20 protein-coding genes, 1 tRNA gene and 1 pseudogene are annotated in these 23873 nt (G+C 62.5%); 19 read left to right on the top strand and 3 right to left on the bottom strand.

What is annotated here, in order from left to right; all coding sequences use genetic code 11:
* The first annotated feature begins 543 nt into the window (after positions 1–543).
* The 15 genes and pseudogenes from DH08_RS14315 (at position 544) to DH08_RS14245 (ending at position 18650) form a co-directional block, all read left to right on the top strand.
* Positions 544–2115: a COG3904 family protein gene (locus DH08_RS14315; RefSeq protein ID WP_192179917.1), complete on the top strand. Its 1572-nt coding sequence runs from the start codon at positions 544–546 to the stop codon at positions 2113–2115.
* Positions 2116–2136: 21 nt separating this feature from the next.
* Positions 2137–2238 (top strand): annotated as a pseudogene (locus DH08_RS14310) (EF-Tu C-terminal domain-related protein); the annotation flags it as partial.
* 295 nt (positions 2239–2533) lie between these two features.
* The gene (locus DH08_RS14305; RefSeq protein ID WP_246800838.1) at positions 2534–4081 is read left to right on the top strand and encodes a COG3904 family protein; all 1548 of its coding nucleotides are present in this window, start codon (positions 2534–2536) and stop codon (positions 4079–4081) included.
* A gap of 91 nt (positions 4082–4172) precedes the next feature.
* Positions 4173–4655 (top strand): group II truncated hemoglobin, encoded by a 483-nt coding sequence (locus DH08_RS14300; protein ID WP_192179915.1) that lies wholly within the window; start codon positions 4173–4175, stop codon positions 4653–4655.
* A 119-nt stretch (positions 4656–4774) separates the two neighbouring features.
* Complete coding sequence (locus DH08_RS14295; RefSeq protein WP_192179914.1) at positions 4775–5284, top strand: metal-dependent hydrolase; 510 nt, start codon at positions 4775–4777, stop codon at positions 5282–5284.
* A 35-nt stretch (positions 5285–5319) separates the two neighbouring features.
* Positions 5320–5395: transfer RNA gene (locus DH08_RS14290), tRNA-Trp, on the top strand.
* 362 nt (positions 5396–5757) lie between these two features.
* Entirely contained in the window at positions 5758–5961 is a 204-nt protein-coding gene (gene secE, locus DH08_RS14285) for a preprotein translocase subunit SecE (protein ID WP_006202142.1), read from the top strand.
* A 27-nt stretch (positions 5962–5988) separates the two neighbouring features.
* Entirely contained in the window at positions 5989–6516 is a 528-nt protein-coding gene (gene nusG, locus DH08_RS14280) for a transcription termination/antitermination protein NusG (RefSeq protein WP_006202141.1), read from the top strand.
* A gap of 173 nt (positions 6517–6689) precedes the next feature.
* The gene (gene rplK, locus DH08_RS14275; RefSeq protein WP_006202140.1) at positions 6690–7118 is read left to right on the top strand and encodes a 50S ribosomal protein L11; all 429 of its coding nucleotides are present in this window, start codon (positions 6690–6692) and stop codon (positions 7116–7118) included.
* Between the two features lie 4 nt (positions 7119–7122).
* Positions 7123–7821: a 50S ribosomal protein L1 gene (rplA, locus tag DH08_RS14270; RefSeq protein ID WP_006202139.1), complete on the top strand. Its 699-nt coding sequence runs from the start codon at positions 7123–7125 to the stop codon at positions 7819–7821.
* Positions 7822–8215: 394 nt separating this feature from the next.
* Entirely contained in the window at positions 8216–8734 is a 519-nt protein-coding gene (rplJ, locus tag DH08_RS14265; RefSeq protein ID WP_192179913.1) for a 50S ribosomal protein L10, read from the top strand.
* Positions 8735–8788: 54 nt separating this feature from the next.
* A complete protein-coding gene (gene rplL, locus DH08_RS14260; RefSeq protein WP_006202136.1) occupies positions 8789–9166 on the top strand; it encodes a 50S ribosomal protein L7/L12 in 378 nt (125 codons plus the stop codon).
* A 252-nt stretch (positions 9167–9418) separates the two neighbouring features.
* Entirely contained in the window at positions 9419–13555 is a 4137-nt protein-coding gene (rpoB, locus tag DH08_RS14255) for a DNA-directed RNA polymerase subunit beta (protein WP_192179912.1), read from the top strand.
* A 145-nt stretch (positions 13556–13700) separates the two neighbouring features.
* Positions 13701–17897, top strand: a complete 4197-nt coding sequence (gene rpoC, locus DH08_RS14250) for a DNA-directed RNA polymerase subunit beta' (RefSeq protein ID WP_192179911.1) — start codon at positions 13701–13703, stop codon at positions 17895–17897.
* Between the two features lie 84 nt (positions 17898–17981).
* Positions 17982–18650 (top strand): O-methyltransferase, encoded by a 669-nt coding sequence (locus DH08_RS14245; protein WP_192179910.1) that lies wholly within the window; start codon positions 17982–17984, stop codon positions 18648–18650.
* Positions 18651–18691: 41 nt separating this feature from the next.
* On the opposite strand, the gene DH08_RS14240 is transcribed toward DH08_RS14245, so the two are convergent.
* The 3 genes from DH08_RS14240 to DH08_RS14230 form a co-directional block, all read right to left on the bottom strand.
* On the bottom strand, positions 18692–19627 hold the full coding sequence (locus DH08_RS14240) for a Gfo/Idh/MocA family protein (protein WP_192179909.1): 936 nt from the start codon (positions 19625–19627) through the stop codon (positions 18692–18694).
* Between the two features lie 110 nt (positions 19628–19737).
* Positions 19738–20019, bottom strand: a complete 282-nt coding sequence (locus DH08_RS14235) for a transcriptional regulator (protein ID WP_120015228.1) — start codon at positions 20017–20019, stop codon at positions 19738–19740.
* A complete protein-coding gene (locus tag DH08_RS14230) occupies positions 20016–20354 on the bottom strand; it encodes a hypothetical protein (RefSeq protein ID WP_192179908.1) in 339 nt (112 codons plus the stop codon). Before DH08_RS14230 ends, DH08_RS14235 begins: the two co-directional genes overlap by 4 nt.
* Before the next feature lie 138 nt (positions 20355–20492).
* Here DH08_RS14230 and rpsL point away from each other — a divergent pair, with 138 nt between their 5' ends.
* The 4 genes from rpsL to DH08_RS14210 all read left to right on the top strand — a co-directional run.
* Entirely contained in the window at positions 20493–20864 is a 372-nt protein-coding gene (rpsL, locus tag DH08_RS14225) for a 30S ribosomal protein S12 (protein ID WP_006202128.1), read from the top strand.
* A gap of 62 nt (positions 20865–20926) precedes the next feature.
* Positions 20927–21397, top strand: a complete 471-nt coding sequence (gene rpsG, locus DH08_RS14220; protein WP_008875664.1) for a 30S ribosomal protein S7 — start codon at positions 20927–20929, stop codon at positions 21395–21397.
* Between the two features lie 29 nt (positions 21398–21426).
* Complete coding sequence (gene fusA, locus DH08_RS14215; protein WP_192179907.1) at positions 21427–23517, top strand: elongation factor G; 2091 nt, start codon at positions 21427–21429, stop codon at positions 23515–23517.
* A 67-nt stretch (positions 23518–23584) separates the two neighbouring features.
* A partial coding sequence (locus DH08_RS14210) for a GTP-binding protein (RefSeq protein ID WP_192177492.1) occupies positions 23585–23873 on the top strand: 289 nt, incomplete at its 3' end.

Raw genomic sequence — 23873 nt, 5'->3', positions numbered from 1 at the left:
GCTGCGCTTCGCCATCCGTGAAGGCGGCCGCACCGTCGGTGCCGGCATCGTCGTCACCATCAAGGAATAATCGAGTCCGGCCTTAGCCGGATCGAGAAGGAAAGGGCGGTCCCTCGGGCCGCCCTTTTTCGTTCCAGCCGCGCTGCCAGCCAGACGGGGCCAGCACGTTGTTTCAAAGCTATTGCAATCGCGGTGGCCGGGACTAGTATAGGTTGCATTGGGGGAGCTTGCCGACAATTGGTTCCGGGACGCCGTTCAGACGGTATGGCGAGGTGGTGGCGCGGGCTGATTCGCCTGGCGCCGGTGGTCGCGATGGTGATGGCTGCCTTCGCCGCAAAGGCCGAGGATGTTTCCCCGAAATGGTCCGATCCGTATAATGTTTTTCCGAAATGGTCCGATCCGAATACTTGGACCGATTCGAAGATATTGTCCGATCCGAAGATCGAGTCCAATCCGAAGCCAGTGTCTGATGAAGTCTTCCCGACATGGGTCGATCCGAAGACATGGTCCGAACCGAAGATATTCTCCGATGATGTCTCGCCGATGCGGATCGTCGTCGTGCGCAGCAGCGCGGCTGGCTGCGGGCCCAACTGTCCCGAATGGATTTCGGCCGAAGGCGCTATCGAAGCCGGCACGCCGGCGCTGCTCAAGCGTGCGTTAAAGAAGCTCGGCCGACGCAAGCTGCCGATCATCGTCAACTCTCCGGGCGGCAATGTCGACGCGGCGCTCCAGCTTGGCCGGATAATCCGCAAGAACAAGCTCGATATCGCCATCGGCAAGACCGAGTTTTCCGGTTGTTGGCCCGGTATGACAGATTGCCAGGCCAATGACGGCAAGGGCGCCGCTTATTTCGGCATTGCGTCCGATGGGGGTGCCATGTGCAACTCCGCCTGTCCGCTGATGTTTGCCGGAGGCGTCCGCCGCGTGGCCGGTGGCTGGGCCCATCTGGGTGTTCATCAGATCACCACCACCTATTTCCCCAGCACAAGGCAATATCGAACCACCTATCGCGTTGTGCGGGGCAAAAAATATCGGGTCACTACAGAAACCATCACTCAGGGCGAAAGCTACAAGACCTATGAAATGAGCAAGGCGCTCGCGAGGAAGCTCTCGGCCTATCTCAGGGAGATGGGTGTCGGACAGGGCGTGCTGGACATGATGAAGGCGACGCCGGCCAGCGACATCCGGCAGATCAGCCTCCACGATATGCTGACGATGAAATTAGCCACCAGCGCGGACACCATTGAGTTGTTTACCGGCGCAAGCCTGTGCATGCTCGACAAGTTGGCCCCGAATTGCAGAGAAATACCGGGGAATGCCGGCCCGGCCAAGGCGGCAACGACAAAAGCGAAGGCCGCACCTTCTCAAAAGGCTGAAGCCCCAGTTTCCCAGCCGGCCAAGGCTCCACCTACCAAGCCGTTCCAGGCAGCGGCAGGAAACGGGGCGTCGGAGATGCGCTTCGTGGTCGTTCGCGGCAGCGATCCGCTCTGCAATCCTGACTGCCCGGAATGGATCTCGGCGGAAGGCGCGATCACGCCTCAGACCCCGCAGAGGCTTCGCCAGTTGCTCGCCATGCTTGGCAACCGGCGGCCGCCCGTGGTGATCAGTTCACGGGGAGGCGACTTGTTCAGCGCTTTGACCGCGGGACGGCTTATCCATGAACGGAAGCTCAACGTCGCCGTCGCCCGCACCAATATCGTAGGCTGCGATCCGCCCGAGGCAGGTTGCTTGGCCGATAACGGTGCCTATGTCGGGCTGATTAGCGATGTGGGAGTGGAGTGCGATTCAGCCTGCGCGCTCATGCTTGCCGGTGGCGCCAAACGGCTGGTCGATCCCAAGGCGCGGCTCAGCATGTATTCGATGGGGCAGAAGCAAATAGTCAAAGCCTACCTGGAGGAGATGGCGATCAATCCAGGTCTGTTCGCCGCGATAGAGCAGAGCTCGGTCGAGCGTCAGCTCGAACCAGACATGATGCTGAAAGTCGGACTCGTGACCGGGCCGGAGTCGGCGGATGCGTTGACGGGCGCCGCCATTTGCAGGTCCTCACCCAAGGCGGACAACTGCCGGCTTCCGCCGGCCGCCAACGCGGAGGCGAACGCGCTACCGAACCTCTAGCCCGCATTGGACTGGCCCCACGTCGAGCTGATCGTGCCGATCGCCATGGAAGAGAAGCTGCGCTTCGCCATCCGTGAAGGCGGCCGCACCGTCGGTGCCGGCATCGTCGTCACCATCAAGGAACAATCGAGTCCGGCCTTAGCCGATCGACAAGGAAAGGGCGGTCCTCGGGGCCGCCCTTTTTGATTCCAGCCCACAGCCGGCCGAACAGGGGCTGCAGTTGTTTCAAAGCTGTTGCAAGCGCCGCTGCCGCAACTAGTATAGGTTGCATTGGGGAGCTTGCCGGCAAGTGGTTCCAGGGCATCGTTTGAACAATCAGGCGTGGTGGTCGCTGGGGCTGGTTTGCCTGGCGTCTCTGTTTGTCATGGGGCATGCTGCGTTAGCGGCGGATGCGAGAGAATCCGATCTTGGCCCGCCGATGCGGTTTGTCGTCGTGCGCAGCAATGCGCCGGATTGCGAGCCGACCTGTCCCGAATGGATTTCGGCGGAAGGCACGATTGAAGCCGGCACGCCGGCGCTGCTCAAGCGCGCGCTCAAGAAACTTGGCGGCCGCAAGCTGCCTGTTGTCGTCGATTCTCCTGGCGGGAATGTCGATGCGGCGCTCGCGCTTGGGCGGCTGATCCGCAAGAACAAGCTCGATATCGCCGTCGGCAAGACCCGGTTCGAGGGCTGCCTGCCGGATGAGAAGGACTGCATCGACAATGACGGCAAGGGCGCCGGCTATTTCGGCACCGCCTATGCCGACGGCTCCATTTGCAATTCCGCCTGTCCGCTGATGTTTTCCGGCGGGGTCCGCCGTGTGGTAGGGCAATGGGCCTTTCTCGGCGTCCACCAGATCACGACCACCTACGTCAAGACGAAATTGCAATACCGGACCACCTATCGCGTGGTGAAGGGCAAGAAGAAGATCATCGGCACCAAGGTCGTCAGTCGCAAGAGCGCCGGCAGCTACAAGACCTACGAGATGAGCAAGGCGGTAGAGAAAAGGCTGGCGGCCTATCTGAAGGAGATGGGCGTCGGCCAGGGCGTGCTCACAACGATGAAGAACACGCCCGCCAGCGGCATCCACCAGCTGGTTCCGGAGAACATGCTGCGGATGAGCCTCGTCACCAGCCTGGATTCCGTCGACCTGTTCACCGCCGGAACCATATGCAGCGCGAATCCGCTGCCCGCGAACTGCCGGGAGATACCGGCGAACAAACCCGCGATGCCGACGGTCCCAACGGTCGAGGCCCCGACGGCCGGGTCCGAACCTGCCGAGGTCCCACCGGCCCAACCCGAGGTCATGCAGCGTGAACAGGATATGCGCTTTGTCGTGGTTCGCGGCAGCAATCCGCTTTGCAACCCCGACTGTCCGGAATGGATCTCGGCGGAAGGCGCGATTACGCCTCAGACCCCGCAGAAGCTGCGCCAACTGCTCGACACGCTTGGCAACCGGCGGCTGCCTGTGGTGATCAGCTCACGGGGAGGCGACCTGTTCAGCGCTCTGGCGGCTGGACGACTGATCCATGAAAAGAAGCTCGACGTCGCCGTTGCCCGCACCGATTTCGTTGGCTGTGACCCGGCAAAGGCGGACTGCCCGGCCGATGACGGCGCCTATGCCGGGCTGAGCATCGATGCGGGCGTGGAGTGCAATTCGGCTTGCGCGCTCATGCTTGCCGGCGGTGTCAGACGGTTCGTCGGTCCCCAGGCGCGGCTTAGCCTGTACCCGATGGGACAGAAGCAGGTGGTCAAGACTTATTTGGAGGAGATGGCCGTCGGTCCTGGCCTGTTCACAGCGATTGAGCGGCGCTCGGTCGAGCGCCAGCTTGAACCCGACTTGATGCTGAAGGTCGGGCTGACGACCGGGCCCCAATCGGTGGACGCAATGACTGGCGGCACGATCTGCAAAGCGTCGCCGAAACCCGACAACTGCCGCATGGTGCCGTCGCCCAACGCCCAGGCCGACGCGCCCGCCCGTCTGTAGCGCGACGGCGTCCGGACTGGCCATCGAGGCAGGTTGAGCCGTGCTCGATGTTTCCGCTATCGTCCGCGGCGATCGAGAGGCGAGGATCGATATGAGCAAGGACATCCCGACATTGTTCGAATGGGCCGGCGGCGCGGAGGCCCTGAACCGACTGACGCAGACCTTCTACGACAAAGTGGCGTTGGATCCGGTGGTCGGCCCTGTGTTCAAGCACATGTCGCCGGACCATCCCGCGCATGTCGCGGCCTTCATCGGCGAGGTTTTCGGCGGGCCGAAGACCTACAGCAAAAGGCATGGCGGTCATCGCGAGATGGTGATGCATCATCTCGGCAAGCATCTGAGCGAAGAGCAGCGCCGCCGCTGGATCAATCTTTTGGCCGACGCCGCCGACGAGGTCGGCCTGCCGGACGATCCCGAGTTCCGTTCCGCCTTCATGGGCTATGTCGAATGGGGGTCGCGGCTGGCGAAGATGAATTCCAACCTCGGCGAGACCTGCGATCCGCAGACTGAGCCGATGCCGGTCTGGGGCTGGGGTGTACCCGGCGGGCCATACAAGCCGCCGGCCGGAGGCTGAGCGGAACGACGGGAGACCGGAGCCGCCGGAAGCTGCGGAAATCCTGCAAGTTTCTGCGGAAATGACGCCACAAACAGTTGGGATATTCATGCGTCCGCAACCGTCGGAACCTTTTTGCGATGCTGATTGCCCATCTGCCGTCTGGCTACATTCTGGGACGTTTCGCGCCAAAAAGCTGGCGCGAAACGCCTTGCTTCATGACCGCCGCGATGATCGGCAGCGTCATCCCCGACATCGATATGCTGTACTTCCACCTTGTCGACGGCGGACGCACGCACCACCACGCCTACATCACGCATTGGCCGTTGTTCTGGTTGGCAAGCGGGATAGTCGCCCTGTCGGTCATCAGGCTGCTGGGCTGGCCGCACCTGGTGTCCGTCGCCGTCTTTTTCGCCGGCGCCATGCTGCACATGGTGCTGGATACGGTGGCATCGCCAATCATGTGGCTGATGCCGTTCGATCGTCACGCCTTCGAACTCGTGACCGTTCCGGCAACCTACGGCAACTGGGTCGCCAGCTTTGTCCTGCATCGGACTTTCCTGCTGGAAATCCTCATCTGCGCCTGGGCGTTGAGCCTCGTGCTGGGACGATCGTCGCCCGAGATGGCCGCGCCTCAAAACGGCACTTGAGTTCTCGTCTGCTTTGTGAAATAGCAGCCGGCGATACGGGCATAGCTCAGTTGGTAGAGCGGCGGTCTCCAAAACCGCAGGTCGTAGGTTCGAGCCCTGCTGCCCGTGCCATTTCCCAAAATGGCCAATTCGACGTCTCTGAGCCCTCCGCATTTGAAAACCGGCGGCAGGCTTGCCATATTAGCGCGATTGGGGCATAAGGCGCTCATAGCCGGGACGGAACGACTGGATGGTTCCGATGTGGCGTTTGGACATAAAGCGGGCACTTGCCACTTGCGTGGATCAAGAATCGGTTTTATGTAGACGAAACAGACACGCGACGCGTGGAGCTGGGAAGCCGGCTTTACGCGTCCGATTTGCATGGGCGAAATGGTTGCGCTGATTCGGCGCCGACATGAAGCCCAGGCGGCACGTCCCGGCCTGCGGGATCATCCAGGAGACCCGGCCAACGGGTCTTGAAGACAGAGCGGCATATGGCTTCGAAAACCACAAATCCTTTCACCTTCCTCCAGCAGGTTCGCGCGGAGACCGCCAAGGTGACCTGGCCGTCGCGGCGAGAAACGATGATCTCGACGGTGATGGTGCTGGTGTTCGCGGTCATCGCGATGATCTTTTTCTTCACCGCCGACGTGGCCATGGGCTACGCGATCGAGTGGATTCTGGGGCTTGGACGTTAAGTCCGGCGATTACGGAGAAGTCGTGAAATGACTGCGCGCTGGTACATCGTCCACGCCTATTCGAACTTTGAAAAAAAGGTCGCCGAGGACATCGAGAACAAGGCCAAGCAGAAGGGCCTGTCCGCGGATATCGAACAGATCGTGGTGCCGACCGAGAAGGTCGTCGAGATCCGCCGCGGCCGCAAGGTCGATGCCGAGCGCAAGTTCTTTCCGGGCTATGTGCTGTTGAAGGCCAATTTGACCGACGCGGTGTTTTCGCTGGTCAAGAACACCCCGAAGGTCACCGGCTTCCTCGGTGACTCCAAGCCGGTGCCGATCACCGAGACCGAGGCGCAGCGCATCCTGAACCAGGTGCAGGAAGGCGTCGAGCGGCCGAAGCCGTCGGTCACTTTCGAGATCGGCGAGGCGATCCGCGTGTCGGACGGTCCGTTCGCGTCGTTCAACGGTTTCGTCCAGGAAGTGGACGAGGAGCGGGCGCGGCTCAAGGTGGAGGTTTCGATCTTCGGGCGCGCGGTGCCCGTCGATCTGGAATTCGGACAGGTCGAAAAGGGCTGATCCGAAATCCCTGGCGCCTGATGGCGGCAGGGGAGGCGGCGCGGAACTTCGCGCGGCCATGAACGGGTGGGAGGCGAACGCGGCTTAGCCGGCCGCGGGAACCGCACCACCAGACTGCAACCGCCGGTGTTTCCCCGATAGTGGGGCCGGCATGAGAAAAGGCAGGAAGAGAGATGGCTAAGAAAGTTGCAGGCCAGCTCAAGCTCCAGGTTGCCGCGGGCTCGGCTACGCCGTCGCCCCCGATCGGCCCGGCGCTTGGTCAGCGCGGCATCAACATCATGGAGTTCTGCAAGGCGTTCAACGCGCAGACCCAGGAAATGGAAAAGGGATCGCCGATTCCGGTGGTCATCACCTACTACCAGGACAAGTCGTTCACCTTCGTCATGAAGACGCCGCCGGTGAGCTACTTCCTGAAGAAGGCCGCGAACCTGAAGTCGGGCTCGAAGGAGCCGGGCAAGGTCAAGGCCGGCACGATCGGCCGCGACAAGGTGCGCGCCATCGCCGAGCAGAAGATGAAGGACCTGAACGCGAACGACGTCGAAGCCGCCATGCGCATGGTCGAAGGCTCCGCCCGTTCGATGGGCCTGGAAGTGGTGGGCTGAGATCATGGCAAAGATTGCAAAGCGTGTATCGAAGACCCGCGAAGGCATCGACCCCAACAAGGCCTATGCCCTCGGTGAAGCGCTGAAGCTGCTCAAGGAGCGGTCTTCGGTGAAGTTCGACGAGACCATCGAAGTCGCGATGAACCTCGGCGTCGATCCTCGCCATGCCGACCAGATGGTCCGCGGCGTGGTCAACCTGCCGAACGGCACCGGCCGCTCGGTCCGCGTCGCCGTGTTCGCACGTGGCGACAAGGCCGAGGAAGCCAAGGCCGCCGGCGCCGACGTCGTTGGTGCCGAGGATCTGGTCGAGATCGTCCAGAAGGGCACGATCGACTTCGATCGCTGCATCGCCACGCCGGACATGATGCCGCTGGTCGGTCGTCTCGGTAAGGTGCTCGGCCCGCGCGGCATGATGCCGAACCCGAAGGTCGGCACCGTGACCACCGATGTCGCCGCCGCCGTCAAGGCGTCGAAGGGTGGTGCGGTCGAGTTCCGCGTCGAGAAGGCCGGCATCGTCCAGGCCGGCGTCGGCAAGGTCTCGTTCGACGTCAAGGCGCTGGAAGAGAATGTGCGGGCCTTCGCCGATGCGGTGACCAAGGCCAAGCCGACTGGCGCCAAGGGCAACTACGTCAAGAAGGTGTCGGTCACCTCGACGATGGGGCCGGGCCTCAAGCTCGACGTCTCGACGCTTGCAGCGTCCTGATACGAATTATCCTGATCGGCCGCTAAAGAGCTGATCCGAAAAGAATTCCGGGCCTCCGACCTGTTGGCGGCCCGGTACCGGAAGTCGAGAGGCTTCCGGACATCCTGTCCGAGATTGCAGGCGGCCCAAACGCCTTAATTCATGTGGGCCTGCATGAGACGGGTGAAGACCCGACAACGGAGCGATTGCTCCAATGAAAGGTTCGAACCGTGTTTGCCTTTTGTCTGCGCATCGTCCGGCTTGCCGGTTGGTGTGGCGAAAGGGGGCAGGATCCTCGAGCGTCGTTCGGGAGATCCGTTACTGGATGGCCCGGCCGGCAAAAGGCAACCCGACGCCTGTCCTCGTCAATGGGAATGTTCCCGTCAGCAGGATTGGGGTCAACTGGAGATAGGCAGTGGACAGAGCGGAAAAACGCGAACTCGTCACGGGCCTGAATGATGCGTTTACAAGCGCTGGTTCAGTCGTCGTGGCCCACTACGCCGGTATCACCGTCGCGCAAATGAACGACCTTCGGTCGAAAATGCGCGCCGCCGGTGGCACCGTCAAAGTCGCGAAGAACCGTCTCGCCAAAATCGCTCTTCAGGGCACGGACTCCGCATCGATCATCGACCTGTTCAAGGGACAGACGCTGATCGCCTATTCGGAGGATCCGATTGCGGCGCCGAAGGTCGCGTCCGATTTCGCCAAGGGGAATGACAAGTTGATCATTCTCGGCGGCGCAATGGGCACCACCTCGCTCAACGCCGACGGTGTGAAGGCACTCGCCACACTTCCGTCGCTCGACGAGCTGCGCGCCAGGCTGGTTGGCATGATCGCCACGCCGGCAACCCGGATCGCCCAGATCGTCAATGCGCCCGCGGCTTCGGTCGCGCGTGTCATCGGCGCTTACGCCCGGAAGGACGAGGCGGCATGAGGCCGTTCCTCGCTGTCACAAACACACGTTCGAACCTTATGAAGGAATACAACAATGGCTGATCTCGCAAAGATCGTAGACGACCTTTCGAAGCTGACCGTCCTCGAGGCGGCCGAGCTGTCGAAGCTTCTGGAAGAAAAGTGGGGCGTTTCGGCTGCTGCTCCGGTTGCGGTTGCCGCTGCCGGTGGTGCTGCCGCCGCCGCTGCTCCGGTCGAGGAAAAGACCGAATTCGACGTCGTCCTCACCGACGCCGGCGCCCAGAAGATCAACGTCATCAAGGAAGTCCGCGCCATCACCGGTCTTGGCCTCAAGGAAGCCAAGGATCTGGTCGAGGCGGCTCCGAAGCCGGTCAAGGAAGGCGTTTCCAAGGCCGACGCGGACAAGTTCAAGGCCCAGCTGGAAGCAGCCGGCGCCAAGGTCGACCTGAAGTAAGCGTTGAATACCGGCGGGCGGCCTCGCGCCGTCCGCCACTCCCTTGGCGTGAAGGGAGGCTGCGTGACGCGAGACGTATGAGAACCTCTTTCCTGAGGGCCGAAACCGGCCTTCAGGAAACGGGTTTTCTCCCGTTCTAGCCCGGCCGCCGACAGGTGGCGGGACAACAGACAGGGGCTGCCGCCAAGGCGGCCCGGAATGCAAGGCGAGCCGCGGCGAGGCTCGTCCCGAGTTTAGAGCTAAGGAGCGACGATGGCCCAGACCCAGACTTTCAATGGCCGCAGACGCGTACGCAAGTTCTTCGGAAAGATCCCGGAAGTTGCGGAGATGCCGAACCTGATCGAGGTTCAAAAGGCATCCTATGACCAGTTCCTGATGGTGGACGAGCCCAAGGGTGGGCGTCCGGACGAGGGACTGCAGGCTGTTTTCAAGTCGGTCTTCCCGATTTCCGATTTTTCCGGCTCCTCGATGCTGGAGTTCGTGAAGTACGAGTTCGAAGGACCGAAATTCGACGTTGACGAATGCCGTCAGCGCGACCTGACCTATGCCGCGCCGCTGAAGGTGACGCTGCGCCTGATCGTGTTCGATATCGACGAGGATACCGGCGCGAAGTCGATCAAGGACATCAAGGAGCAGGACGTCTACATGGGCGACATGCCGCTCATGACCTTGAACGGCACCTTCATCGTCAACGGCACAGAGCGCGTCATCGTCTCGCAGATGCACCGTTCGCCGGGCGTCTTCTTCGACCATGACAAGGGCAAGTCGCACTCGTCGGGCAAGCTTCTGTTTGCCGCGCGCGTCATCCCCTATCGCGGCTCGTGGCTCGACATCGAGTTCGATTCGAAGGACGTCGTGCACGCCCGTATCGACCGCCGCCGCAAGATTCCGGTGACGTCGCTCTTGATGGCGCTCGGCATGGACGGCGAAGAGATCCTGTCGACCTTCTACAACAAGATCACCTACAAGCGCGCCGGCGACCACTGGCGCATTCCGTTCAACGTCGAGCGTTTCCGTGGCCTCAAGGCCGTCGGCGACCTCGTCGATGCCGACACCGGCGAGATCGTCGTCGAGCAAGGCAAGAAGATCACCGCCCGCCAGGCCCGCCAGCTCGGCGAAAAGGGTCTGAAGGCGATCAAGGCGACCGACGAGGACCTGCTCGGCAACTACCTGGCCGAGGACATCGTCAACTACGGCACCGGCGAGATCTTCCTCGAAGCCGGCGACGAGATCGACGACAAGACGCTGAAGGTGCTGCTCGGCACCGGTGAGCATGAGATCCAGGTTCTCGACATCGACCACGTCAATGTCGGCGCCTATATCCGCAACACGCTCAACGTCGACAAGAACGAAAGCCGCCAGGACGCGCTGTTCGACATCTATCGTGTCATGCGCCCCGGCGAGCCACCGACACTCGAGACCGCCGAAGCCATGTTCAACTCGCTGTTCTTCGACAGCGAGCGTTACGACCTGTCGGCCGTCGGCCGCGTCAAGATGAACATGCGCCTCGAGCTCAAGGCCGAGGACACCGTGCGCGTGCTGCGCAAGGACGACATCCTGGCCGTGGTCAAGACGCTGGTCGAACTGCGCGACGGCAAGGGCGAGATCGACGACATCGACAATCTCGGCAATCGCCGCGTGCGCTCGGTCGGCGAGCTGATGGAGAACCAGTACCGCGTCGGCCTGCTGCGCATGGAGCGCGCGATCAAGGAACGTATGTCCTCGATCGAGATCGACACGGTGATGCCGCAGGATCTGATCAACGCCAAGCCGGCAGCTGCCGCCGTGCGCGAGTTCTTCGGTTCCTCGCAGCTGTCGCAGTTCATGGACCAGACCAACCCGCTGTCGGAGATCACCCACAAGCGCCGTCTCTCGGCGCTTGGACCAGGCGGTCTGACCCGCGAGCGCGCCGGCTTCGAGGTGCGCGACGTGCATCCGACGCATTACGGCCGCATCTGCCCGATCGAGACACCGGAAGGCCCGAATATCGGTCTGATCAATTCGCTGGCGACCTTCGCGCGCGTCAACAAGTACGGCTTCATCGAGAGCCCGTACCGCAAGATCGTCAGCGGCAAGCTGACCAATGAGGTCGTCTATCTGTCGGCGATGGAAGAAGCCAAGCACCATGTCGCGCAGGCCAATGCCGAGCTCGACAAGAATGGCGGTTTCGTCGACGAATTCGTCATTTGCCGTAACGCCGGCGAAGTGATGATGGCGCCGCGCGAGAACGTCGACCTGATGGACGTGTCGCCGAAGCAGATGGTTTCGGTCGCCGCGGCGCTGATCCCGTTCCTCGAGAACGACGACGCCAACCGCGCGCTGATGGGCTCGAACATGCAGCGTCAGGCCGTGCCGCTGGTACGCGCCGAGGCGCCGTTCGTCGGCACCGGCATGGAGCCGATCGTTGCCCGTGACTCGGGCGCCGCCATCGGCGCCCGCCGCGGCGGCATCGTCGACCAGGTGGACGCAACGCGTATCGTCATCCGCGCCACGGAAGATCTCGATCCCGGCAAGTCCGGCGTCGACATCTACCGGCTGATGAAGTTCCAGCGTTCGAACCAGAACACCTGCATCAACCAGCGTCCGCTGGTGCGCATGGGCGACCGCGTCAACAAGGGTGACATCATCGCCGACGGTCCGTCGACCGAGCTCGGCGATCTGGCGCTCGGACGCAACGTGCTGGTCGCGTTCATGCCGTGGAACGGCTACAACTACGAGGACTCGATCCTGCTCTCCGAGCGCATCGTGGCCGACGACGTCTTCACCTCGATCCACATCGAGGAGTTCGAGGTCATGGCGCGCGACACCAAGCTCGGGCCGGAGGAAATCACGCGCGACATTCCGAACGTCTCGGAAGAAGCGTTGAAGAACCTCGACGAAGCCGGCATCGTCTATATCGGCGCGGAAGTGCAGCCGGGTGACATCCTGGTCGGCAAGATCACGCCGAAGGGCGAAAGCCCGATGACGCCGGAAGAGAAGCTCCTGCGCGCCATCTTCGGCGAAAAGGCCTCGGACGTTCGCGACACCTCCATGCGCATGCCTCCGGGCACCTTCGGCACCGTCGTCGAAGTTCGCGTCTTCAACCGCCACGGCGTCGAGAAGGACGAACGCGCCATGGCGATCGAGCGCGAGGAGATCGAGCGCCTGGCCAAGGACCGCGACGACGAGCAGGCGATCCTCGACCGCAACGTCTATTCGCGCCTGTCCGACATGCTCGTCGGCAAGGATGCGATTGCCGGGCCGAAGGGCTTCAAGAAGGGCTCGAAGCTGTCGAAGGATACGCTCGACGAGTATCCGCGTTCGCAGTGGTGGCAGTTCGCGGTGGAGAACGAAAAGCTCCAGAGCGAACTGGAAGCGCTGCGCGGCCAGTACGACGATTCCAAGAAGGCGCTCGAGCAGCGCTTCATGGACAAGGTCGAGAAGGTGCAGCGCGGCGACGAAATGCCTCCGGGCGTCATGAAGATGGTCAAGGTCTTCGTGGCCGTGAAGCGCAAGATGCAGCCCGGCGACAAGATGGCCGGCCGGCACGGCAACAAGGGTGTCGTGTCGCGGATCGTTCCGGTCGAGGACATGCCTTTCCTCGAGGACGGCACGCATGCCGATATCGTGCTCAACCCGCTGGGTGTGCCGAGCCGCATGAATGTCGGCCAGATCCTGGAAACGCATCTGGGCTGGGCATGCGCTGGCATGGGCAAGAAGATCGGCGAGCTGATCGACGCGTACAAGGCGGGCGGTGACATCAAGCCGCTGCGCAAGACGCTCGAAAGCTTCATGCCGGCCAACGACCGCAACGAGCCGGTCCGCGAGTATGACGACGAGAGCGTCGTTCGCCTCAGCGAGCAGATGCGCCGTGGCGTCTCCATCGCGACGCCGGTGTTCGACGGCGCGCATGAGGCCGACATCAACGTCATGCTGGAGCAGGCGGGCCTGCACACCAGCGGTCAGTCGCAGCTCTATGACGGACGCACCGGCGAGCCGTTCGATCGCAAGGTGACGATGGGCTACATCTACATGCTCAAGCTTCACCACCTGGTGGACGACAAGATCCACGCGCGTTCGATCGGACCCTACTCGCTCGTCACCCAGCAGCCGCTGGGCGGCAAGGCGCAGTTCGGCGGCCAGCGCTTCGGCGAAATGGAGGTCTGGGCGCTCGAAGCGTACGGCGCCGCCTACACGCTGCAGGAGATGCTGACGGTGAAGTCGGACGACGTCGCCGGCCGCACCAAGGTCTACGAGGCGATCGTCAGAGGCGACGACACATTCGAGGCCGGCATTCCCGAGAGCTTCAACGTTCTCGTCAAGGAAATGCGGTCTCTCGGCCTCAATGTCGAGCTGGAGAACACCAAGCTCGACGACAACCCTGTCCGGCTGCCCGATGCTGCCGAATAGGGGCGCGGCCGAGTAAGGCAATGGCGCGCCGCGGAAAGCCGCGGCGCGCCTACCCAAATTTTCGGCCGGTGGGCCGACCACTCAGCGGGCATTCGGCCCGCGCTAGATGCAAGGGGTTTTCGAGGACCCCGAAAAGGAGAACGGCATGAACCAAGAGGTCATGAATCTCTTCAATCCCCAGGCGCCGGCGCAGGTGTTCGATTCCATCCGGATTTCGCTCGCCAGCCCTGAGAAGATTCTGTCCTGGTCGTTCGGCGAGATCAAGAAGCCGGAGACCATCAACTACCGCACCTTCAAGCCGGAGCGCGACGGCCTGTTCTGCGCGCGCATCTTCGGCCCGATCAAGGACTACGAGTGCCTGTGCGGCAAGTACAAGCGCATGAAGTACAAGGGCGTCATCTGCGAAAAGTGCGGCGTCGAAGTCACGCTGTCGCGCGTTCGCCGCGAGCGCATGGGCCATATCGAGCTCGCCGCTCCGGTTGCCCATATCTGGTTCCTGAAGTCGCTGCCGTCGCGCATCGGCACGCTGCTCGACATGACCTTGAAGGACATCGAGCGCGTCCTCTACTTCGAGAACTACATCGTCACCGAGCCAGGCCTCACCGCGCTGAAGGAGCACCAGCTGCTCAGCGAGGAAGAGTACATGATCGCCGTCGACGAGTATGGCGAGGATTCGTTCACCGCCATGATCGGCGCCGAGGCCATTCATGATCTTCTCGCCGGCATGGACCTGGAGAAGATCGCCGGCGACCTGCGTTCGGAGCTGGCTTCGACCACTTCCGAGCTCAAGCAGAAGAAGTATCTGAAGCGGCTGAAAGTCGTCGAGAACTTCATGGAGTCCGGCAACCGTCCGGAATGGATGATCATGAAGGTGGTTCCGGTGATCCCGCCGGACCTGCGCCCGCTCGTCCCGCTGGACGGCGGCCGTTTCGCCACGTCCGATTTGAACGACCTCTATCGCCGCGTCATCAACCGCAACAATCGCCTGAAGCGGCTGATCGAGCTGCGCGCCCCCGGCATCATCGTGCGCAATGAAAAGCGCATGCTGCAGGAAGCCGTCGACGCGCTGTTCGACAACGGCCGCCGCGGCCGCGTCATCACCGGCGCCAACAAGCGTCCGCTGAAGTCGCTGTCCGACATGCTGAAGGGCAAGCAGGGCCGGTTCCGCCAGAACCTGCTCGGCAAGCGCGTCGACTATTCGGGCCGCTCGGTCATCGTGACCGGTCCGGAGCTCAAGCTGCACCAGTGCGGCCTGCCGAAGAAGATGGCGCTCGAACTGTTCAAGCCCTTCATCTACGCCCGCCTCGACGCCAAGGGGTTCTCCTCGACCGTCAAGCAGGCCAAGAAGCTGGTCGAGAAGGAGCGTCCGGAAGTCTGGGATATTCTCGACGAGGTCATCCGCGAGCATCCGGTGCTGTTGAACCGCGCGCCGACGCTGCACCGCCTCGGCATCCAGGCGTTCGAGCCAATCCTGATCGAAGGCAAGGCGATCCAGCTGCATCCGCTGGTCTGCACGGCCTTCAACGCCGACTTCGACGGCGACCAGATGGCCGTTCACGTGCCGCTGTCGCTGGAAGCGCAGCTTGAAGCCCGCGTGCTGATGATGTCGACCAACAACATCCTGCACCCGGCCTCCGGCGCGCCGATCATCGTGCCGTCGCAGGACATGGTTCTCGGTCTCTACTATCTCTCGATCGTCAACCAGAACGAGCCGGGCGAGGGCATGGTGTTTGCCGACATGGGCGAACTCCAGCATGCGCTCGAGACCAAGGCGGTGACGCTGCACGCCAAGATCAAGGGTCGCTTCCGCACGGTCGACGCCGAAGGCAAGGTCGTGTCGAAGATCCACGACACCACGCCTGGCCGCATGATCATCGGCGAACTGCTGCCGAAGAACGTCAACGTGCCTTACGAGACCGCCAACCAGGAGATGACAAAGAAGAACATCTCCAAGATGATCGACACCGTCTACCGCCATTGCGGTCAGAAGGAGACGGTCATTTTCTGCGACCGCATCATGGCGCTCGGCTTCAGCCACGCCTGCCGCGCCGGCATTTCGTTCGGCAAGGACGACATGCTGATCCCGGACGCCAAGATCAAGCTGGTGTCCGACACCGAGGCTTTGGCCAAGGAATACGAGCAGCAGTACAATGACGGCCTCATCACGCAGGGCGAGAAGTACAACAAGGTCGTCGACGCCTGGGCCAAGTGCTCGGAAAAGGTCGCCGACGAAATGATGGCCCGCATCAAGGCGGTCGAGTTCGAGGACAACGGCCGTCAGAAGCCGATGAACTCGATCTACATGATGTCGCATTCGGGTGCGCGCGGTTCGCCCACCCAGATGCGCCAGCTCGCCGGCATGCGCGGCCTGATGGCGAAGCCGTCGGGTGAAATCATCGAGACGCCGATCATCTCGAACTTCAAGGAAGGCCTGACCGTGCTCGAGTATTTCAACTCGACCCACGGCGCCCGCAAGGGTCTGGCCGACACCGCCTTGAAGACGGCGAACTCGGGTTACCTCACCCGTCGTCTGGTCGACGTGGCGCAGGACTGCATCGTCAATTCGGTCGACTGCGGCACCGACAAGGGCCTCACCATGCAGCCGATCGTCGATGCCGGCCAGGTCGTCGCTTCTGTCGGCCAGCGCGTGCTGGGCCGTACGGCGCTCGACGACATCAACCATCCGGTGTCGGGCGAGGTTCTGGTCAAGGCCGGAACGTTGATGGACGAGCGTGACGTGGAACAGATCGAAAAGGCCGGTGTGCAGTCGGTCCGCATCCGTTCGGCACTGACCTGCGAGGTCAGGATCGGCGTCTGCGCGGTCTGCTACGGACGCGATCTTGCCCGCGGCACCCCGGTCAACCAGGGCGAAGCCGTCGGCGTCATCGCGGCGCAGTCGATCGGCGAGCCGGGCACCCAGCTCACCATGCGTACCTTCCACATGGGCGGTACCGCGCAGGTGGTGGATAGCTCGTTCCTTGAAGCCTCGTATGAGGGCAAGGTCGAGATCCGCAACCGCAACGTGGTGCGCAACTCCGACGGCCAGCAGATGGTCATGGGCCGCAACATGGCGGTGCTGATCCTCGACGAAGCCGGCAAGGAGCGCGCCACGCACCGGGTCACCTACGGTTCGCGCATCTTCGTGGACGATGGCGACAAGGTGAAGCGCGGCCAGCGTATCGCCGAGTGGGATCCTTATACCCGCCCGATCCTCACCGAAATCGAGGGCAAGGTGCAGTTCGAGGATCTGGTCGACGGCATTTCCGTCCAGGAAACGGCCGACGAGTCGACCGGCATCACCAAGCGCGAGGTCATCGACTGGCGTTCGACGCCACGCGGCAACGACCTCAAGCCGGCGATCGTCGTGCATGACACCAAGGGCAAGGTCGGCAAGCTGTCGAAGGGCGGCGATGCCCGCTTCCTGCTCTCGGTCGAGGCGATCCTTTCGGTCGAGCCGGGCGCGCATGTCCGGCCCGGCGACGTGCTGGCGCGTATCCCGATGGAAAGCGCCAAGACCAAGGACATCACCGGCGGTCTGCCGCGTGTTGCCGAACTGTTCGAGGCACGCCGTCCGAAGGACCACGCCATCATTGCCGAGATCGACGGCACGGTGCGTTTCGGCCGCGACTACAAGAACAAGCGCCGCATCATCATCGAGCCGCATGACTCGACGCTTGAGCCGGTCGAATACCTGATCCCGAAGGGCAAGCCGTTCCATCTCCAGGACGGCGACGTCATCGAGAAGGGCGACTACATCCTCGACGGCAATCCGGCGCCGCACGATATCCTGGCGATCAAGGGCGTGGAGGCGCTTGCGTCCTATCTCGTCAACGAAATCCAGGAGGTCTATCGCCTGCAGGGCGTGTCGATCAACGACAAGCACATCGAGGTGATCGTTCGCCAGATGCTGCAGAAGGTCGAGATCACCACGCAGGGCGACTCGACCTATATTCCGGGCGACCACGTCGACGTGATCGAGCTGGAAGAGGTCAACGAGCGGCTGATCGAGGACGGCAAGAAGCCGGCCGAAGGCCAGCCAGTGCTGCTCGGCATCACCAAGGCCTCGCTGCAGACGCCGTCCTTCATCTCGGCCGCCTCCTTCCAGGAGACGACGAGGGTGCTCACCGAAGCAGCGGTTGCCGGCAAGACCGACATGCTGCAGGGCCTGAAGGAAAACGTCATCGTCGGCCGTCTGATCCCGGCCGGCACCGGCGGCACGATGAGCCAGATCCGGCGCATCGCCACCTCGCGCGACGAGCTGATCATCGACGAGCGCCGCAAGGCCTCGGGTGTCGAGGTCGCCGAGCCGATGCTGACCGACATGGTCACCGCCGCGCAGTAAGCGCGGAAGGAGAGAAGAAGGAAAAGGGGCCCAAGCGGCCCCTTTTTCGCGTTTTGGTTTCCACATCCGATCGGAGAAGAAACGATGAGCAACAAGAAGAGCTGGAGGGCCGTCGACGACTACATCGTCGCCTCCCTGTTTGAGCCGGACCCAGTCCTTGATTCCGTTCTGGCGGCCAACCACGATCAGGGCCTGCCGGCGATCGATGTCTCTCCGGCGCAAGGCAAGCTGCTTTCGCTGCTTGTGCGCATGCAGGGGGCGAAGAAGATCCTCGAGGTCGGCACGCTGGGCGGCTACTCGACGATCTGGATGGCGCGCGGGCTGCCTTCGGACGGGAGGATCGTAACGCTCGAACTCGATCCGCACCACGCCAGGGTCGCGCGGTCGAACTTTGACCGGGCAGGGGTGTCGGACAGGGTGGAACTGCGGGTCGGGCCGGCGCTGCAATCGCTTGCGGCGCTGGATGCCGAGAATGCCGGACCGTTCGATGTTATCTTCATCGATGCCGACAAGCCGAACAACCCGAACTATCTGTCCTGGGCCATGCGCCTTTCGAGGCCGGGGACAGTCATCGTCTGCGACAACGTCATCCGCGACGGCGCGGTGCTCGATGAGGACGGCCGCGACGCCAATGTCGAAGGCGCCCGTGCTGCGTTCTCGTTCATCGGTGGCGACAAGCGCCTGGACGGCACCGCCATCCAGACGGTCGGCGCCAAGGGCTATGACGGCTTTGCCATTGCGATCGTTGACTGACGGCTAAGCGAGCCGGATACGCAAAACGGCAAACGACGCTCTCAGTCGAAGAACGCCTTGACCACATTGCGCTTGCCGAGCATGAAGGCATCGGCGACGTGCTGGAGCGGGGCGAGATCGACGTCGGAGACGCTGGCGTGCACGATCTCGGCGAAGCGCCTGTAGAGCATCGGATACTCCGCCTCCGGCTCTTCGTGAACGACCTTGCCGTCGATGGCGAGCTTCGAGCCGCCGCCGGAAAGCACCATTTTGCCCTGGTCGGTCTCGGCAAGGATGTCCCAGCTTTGGGGCCCGGTCTGGAGCCAGTCGAGTTCCATCGTCACCGGCAACCCGTTCGAGGTGCGGAAGGTGACTTGGGCCGCGACCGGCGACGCGCGGTTCTCGGGAAAATCGAGGACGGCCGAGGTGATGAACATTGCCGGCAGGATGTGGGTCGCGATCGACAAGGCGTTGATGCCGGGATCGAAGACGCCGAAGCCGCCCGGCGCCCAGATCCATTCCTGGTTCGGATGCCAGCGGCGCACGTCTTCCTTCCAGTTGATGGCGGCCGACTTGATGCTAGCTGATGCGAGGAAAGCGCGCGCGGCTTCTACCGCCGGCGCATAGCGCGAATGCCAGCTGGCGAACAGCGAGACGCCGTTTGCCGCCGCCAGCGTCTTCAGATCCTCGACCTCGCTGACCGTCGCGCCAGGCGGCTTCTCCAGGAAGACATGCTTCTTCGCCATCAGCGCCGTGCGCGCGGCGTCATAGCGGAATTGCGGCGGCATGCAGAGCGAGACGGCCTCGAGTTCCGGCACGGCGTCGAGCATGGCCTCGATGTCGTGGAAATTCGGAATGCCGTCGACCTTGCCGTGCCGGCTGGCGGCGGCGACGAGATGATACTCCCTGTCTTTTGCCACGGCCGGAAGGTGCTGGTCGCGGACGATCTTACCGACGCCGACGATGCCGAGTTTGATGGGACCATTGTTCGAAGGCATGGGGACTCCGCAGATTGGAATTTTGCCTGGTTCTTAGCAGAGAACCGGTGTCGGGCAAGCCGGGCGAGATGGGCGCGGCGACGGGGGCGAGGAGCCGCCGATTCTCTCGGTCAGATCGCCACGTCGAAGGTGACGATCGACACTTCGCCTTCGAGCGCACCCTGATAGGCCGACAGATGCGGCTCGTCGTCGGGAATGCCGTCCATGTCGCCGATCTGGTCGAGCTCGGCTTCGGCATAGCCCTCGGCGGCGAGCGATTCGAGCGCGCGGCGCACAGCCGAATCGTCATCGGGCGCGACCAGCATCACATGGACGCCCTCCGGCTTGCCGCCCTTCTTCTTCCAGACGCGGCCGGTGATGATGGTGACCGGGCGCTCCTCATTGTCGTTCACGGGCTGATTCCTCTAGAGTCTGGGCGGCCGAGCGGATTTGCACTGCCCGTGCCGCCTTTTGGCATGAAGGCCGGGCTGACAACAGCCAGAAGCCGGTCACTTTCTTCCTCGCCCTTGCAAAATTGCGAAAGAAAATTACATGCGCTTTTCGCATGGCTGCCAAGCCCCGGTTGCGGCGCAATATTTGGTGCCGCGGGGTTGACGGCCATCGGGCTTGCGAGTAGAAGCCGCCCAGTCAGAACCGATGTGAGGCTCTCCCTTCCGAAGCGACACGCTTTGGAGTTTGCCTCAAACAGGGTTCGTTTTACGAGCGAAAAGACATTTCCGGCGCGCATGAAGCGGTTTCCGCTTCCTCTGCAATTTGTTCGGGCAGGACCGCGAGGCGCGGTTTGTGGCCCGAATTTGCGTATGGAAACGACGCTTTGAGCGGCCCTGACCGGGCAAGACACGGAATTGAGAGACAAGAGGGTTTAATGCCTACCGTCAACCAGCTGATCCGCAAGCCGCGCCTGGCGCCGGTGAAGCGCAACAAGGTCCCGGCCATGCAGCAGAACCCGCAGAAGCGGGGCGTCTGCACGCGCGTCTACACCACGACGCCGAAGAAGCCGAACTCGGCTCTGCGCAAGGTGGCCAAGATCCGTCTGACCAATGGTTTCGAAGTGATCGGCTACATCCCCGGCGAAGGCCACAACCTTCAGGAGCACTCCGTGGTAATGATCCGCGGCGGCCGCGTGAAGGATCTTCCGGGCGTCCGCTATCATATCATTCGCGGCGTGCTCGACACGCAGGGTGTGAAGAACCGCAAGCAGCGCCGTTCGAAATACGGTGCCAAGCGTCCGAAGTAAGGTTTTCCGGCTTCGGCGCTTTTTTTGACTGCGCCGTGCCTTGAGATTGAGAGACAACAGCCATGTCCCGTCGTCACAGTGCAGAAAAGCGTGAGATCAATCCGGACCCGAAGTTCGGCGATCTGATCGTCACCAAGTTCATGAACGCCGTCATGTATGACGGCAAGAAGTCGGTTGCCGAGACCATCGTCTATGGCGCGCTCGACCAGGTCCAGTCGAAGACCAAGCAGGAGCCGGTCACGGTCTTCCATCAGGCGCTCGACAATGTCGCGCCGCATGTGGAAGTGCGTTCGCGTCGCGTCGGCGGCGCCACCTACCAGGTTCCGGTCGATGTGCGCCCCGAGCGCCGTCAGGCGCTGGCCATCCGCTGGCTGATCGCGGCTGCCCGCAATCGCAACGAGACGACCATGGTCGACCGCCTGTCGGGTGAGCTGATGGACGCGGCCAACAATCGCGGCACCGCCGTCAAGAAGCGTGAAGACACCCACAAGATGGCCGAAGCCAACCGCGCTTTCGCGCACTATCGCTGGTAAAGCGCGAACGAGACTGAGAGGCACCTCCCATGGCCCGCGAATACAAAATCGAAGACTACCGCAATTTCGGTATCATGGCGCATATCGACGCCGGCAAGACGACGACCACCGAGCGCGTCCTCTATTACACGGGCAAGTCGCACAAGATCGGCGAAGTCCATGACGGCGCTGCCACCATGGACTGGATGGAGCAGGAGCAGGAACGCGGCATCACGATCACGTCCGCCGCGACCACGACCTTCTGGAAGGGTCGTGACGGCAAGATGTACCGCTTCAACATCATCGACACCCCCGGGCACGTCGACTTCACCATCGAGGTCGAACGTTCGCTGCGCGTGCTCGACGGCGCCATCGCGCTGCTCGACGCCAATGCCGGCGTGGAGCCGCAGACGGAGACCGTCTGGCGCCAGGCCGACAAGTACCGCGTGCCGCGCATGATCTTCTGCAACAAGATGGACAAGATCGGCGCCGACTTCTACCGCTCGGTCGAGATGATCGGCTCGCGCCTCGGTGCGCAGGCTGTCGTCATGCAGCTGCCGATCGGCGCCGAGACCGAGTTCAAGGGTGTCGTCGACCTCGTCGAAATGAACGCGCTGGTCTGGCGCGACGAGACGCTGGGCGCTGCCTGGGATGTCGTCGAGATCCCGGCCGACCTCAAGGCTCGTGCCGAAGAATATCGCGAGAAGATGATCGAAGCTGCCGTCGAAATGGACGAGACGGCACTCGAGAATTACCTCGAAGGCAAGATGCCGTCGAATGACGAGATCCGCTCGCTGATCCGCAAGGGCACGATCGCGGTCAAGTTCTACCCGATGTTCTGCGGCTCGGCCTTCAAGAACAAGGGCGTGCAGCCGCTGCTCGACGCCGTCGTCGAATACCTGCCGTCGCCGGCCGATGTTCCGGCCATCAAGGGCGTCGACGCCAAGACCGACGCCGAGATCGAGCGTCACGCCGACGACAACGAGCCGCTGTCGATGCTCGCCTTCAAGATCATGAACGACCCGTTCGTCGGTTCGCTGACCTTTGCCCGCATCTACTCGGGCAAGCTGACCAAGGGCGTCTCGCTCGACAACACCGTTAAAGGCAAGAAAGAGCGCATCGGCCGCATGCTGCAGATGCATGCGAATTCGCGCGCCGACGTCGAAGAGGCTTTTGCGGGCGACATCGTCGCCCTGGCCGGCCTCAAGGACACGACCACCGGCGACACGCTCAGCGATCCGCTGCATCCGGTTATCCTCGAGCGCATGGAATTCCCCGATCCGGTCATCCAGATCGCCATCGAGCCGAAGACCAAGAACGACCAGGAAAAGATGGGCCTCGCTCTTCACCGCCTGGCCGCCGAGGATCCGTCCTTCCGCGTCAAGACCGACGAGGAAAGCGGCCAGACCATCATCTCCGGCATGGGCGAGCTCCACCTCGACATCATCGTCGACCGCATGCGTCGCGAGTTCAAGGTCGAGGCCAATGTCGGCGCGCCGCAGGTGGCCTATCGCGAGACGATCACCCGCAAGCACGAGCAGGACTACACGCACAAGAAGCAGACCGGCGGTACCGGCCAGTTCGCCCGCGTCAAGCTCCTGTTCGAACCGAATCCGGAAAGCAGCGAATTCGAGTTCGAATCGAAGATCGTTGGCGGTGCCGTTCCGAAGGAATACATCCCGGGTGTCGAAAAGGGCATCAACAGCGTGATGACGTCCGGCCCGTTCGCCGGCTTCCCGATGATCGGCGTCAAGGCGACGCTCATCGATGGCGCTTACCACGACGTCGACTCCTCGGTGCTCGCCTTCGAAATCGCCGGCCGTGCCTGCTTCCGTGAAGCGGCGCCCAAGCTTGGTGTGCAGTTGCTCGAGCCGATCATGAAGGTCGAGGTGGTGACGCCTGAAGACTACGTCGGCAGCGTCATTGGCGATCTGAACGGCCGTCGCGGCCAGATCCAGGGCCAGGAAGCGCGTGGCGTGGCGGTGGTCATCAACGCGATGGTGCCGCTCGCCAACATGTTCAAGTACGTCGACAATTTGCGCTCGATGAGCCAGGGCCGCGCGGCCTACACGATGCAGTTCGACCACTACGAGCCGGTCCCGACTGCGGTCGCCCAGGAAGTCCAGAAAAAATACGCGTAACTCGAAAGAGTTGCAGCGGTAACGCAATTCAAAGCCCGCATGGGCGAGCAGGAAATGGAGACATCACATGGCAAAAGGTAAATTCGAGCGCACTAAGCCTCATGTGAACATCGGCACGATCGGCCACGTCGATCATGGCAAGACGTCGCTGACGGCGGCGATCACGAAGTATTTTGGCGAATACAAGCGCTATGACCAGATCGATGCGGCGCCGGAAGAAAAGGCCCGCGGCATCACCATCTCGACGGCGCATGTCGAATACGAGACGGCCAACCGCCACTACGCCCATGTCGACTGCCCCGGCCACGCCGACTATGTGAAGAACATGATCACCGGTGCCGCGCAGATGGACGGCG

This window comes from Mesorhizobium amorphae, from assembly GCF_014843845.1.
Taxonomy (GTDB): Bacteria; Pseudomonadota; Alphaproteobacteria; order Rhizobiales; family Rhizobiaceae; genus Mesorhizobium; species Mesorhizobium amorphae_A.
The sequence above is the reverse complement of the archived record's forward strand: the minus strand, read 5'-3'. Positions and strand labels throughout refer to the sequence as shown.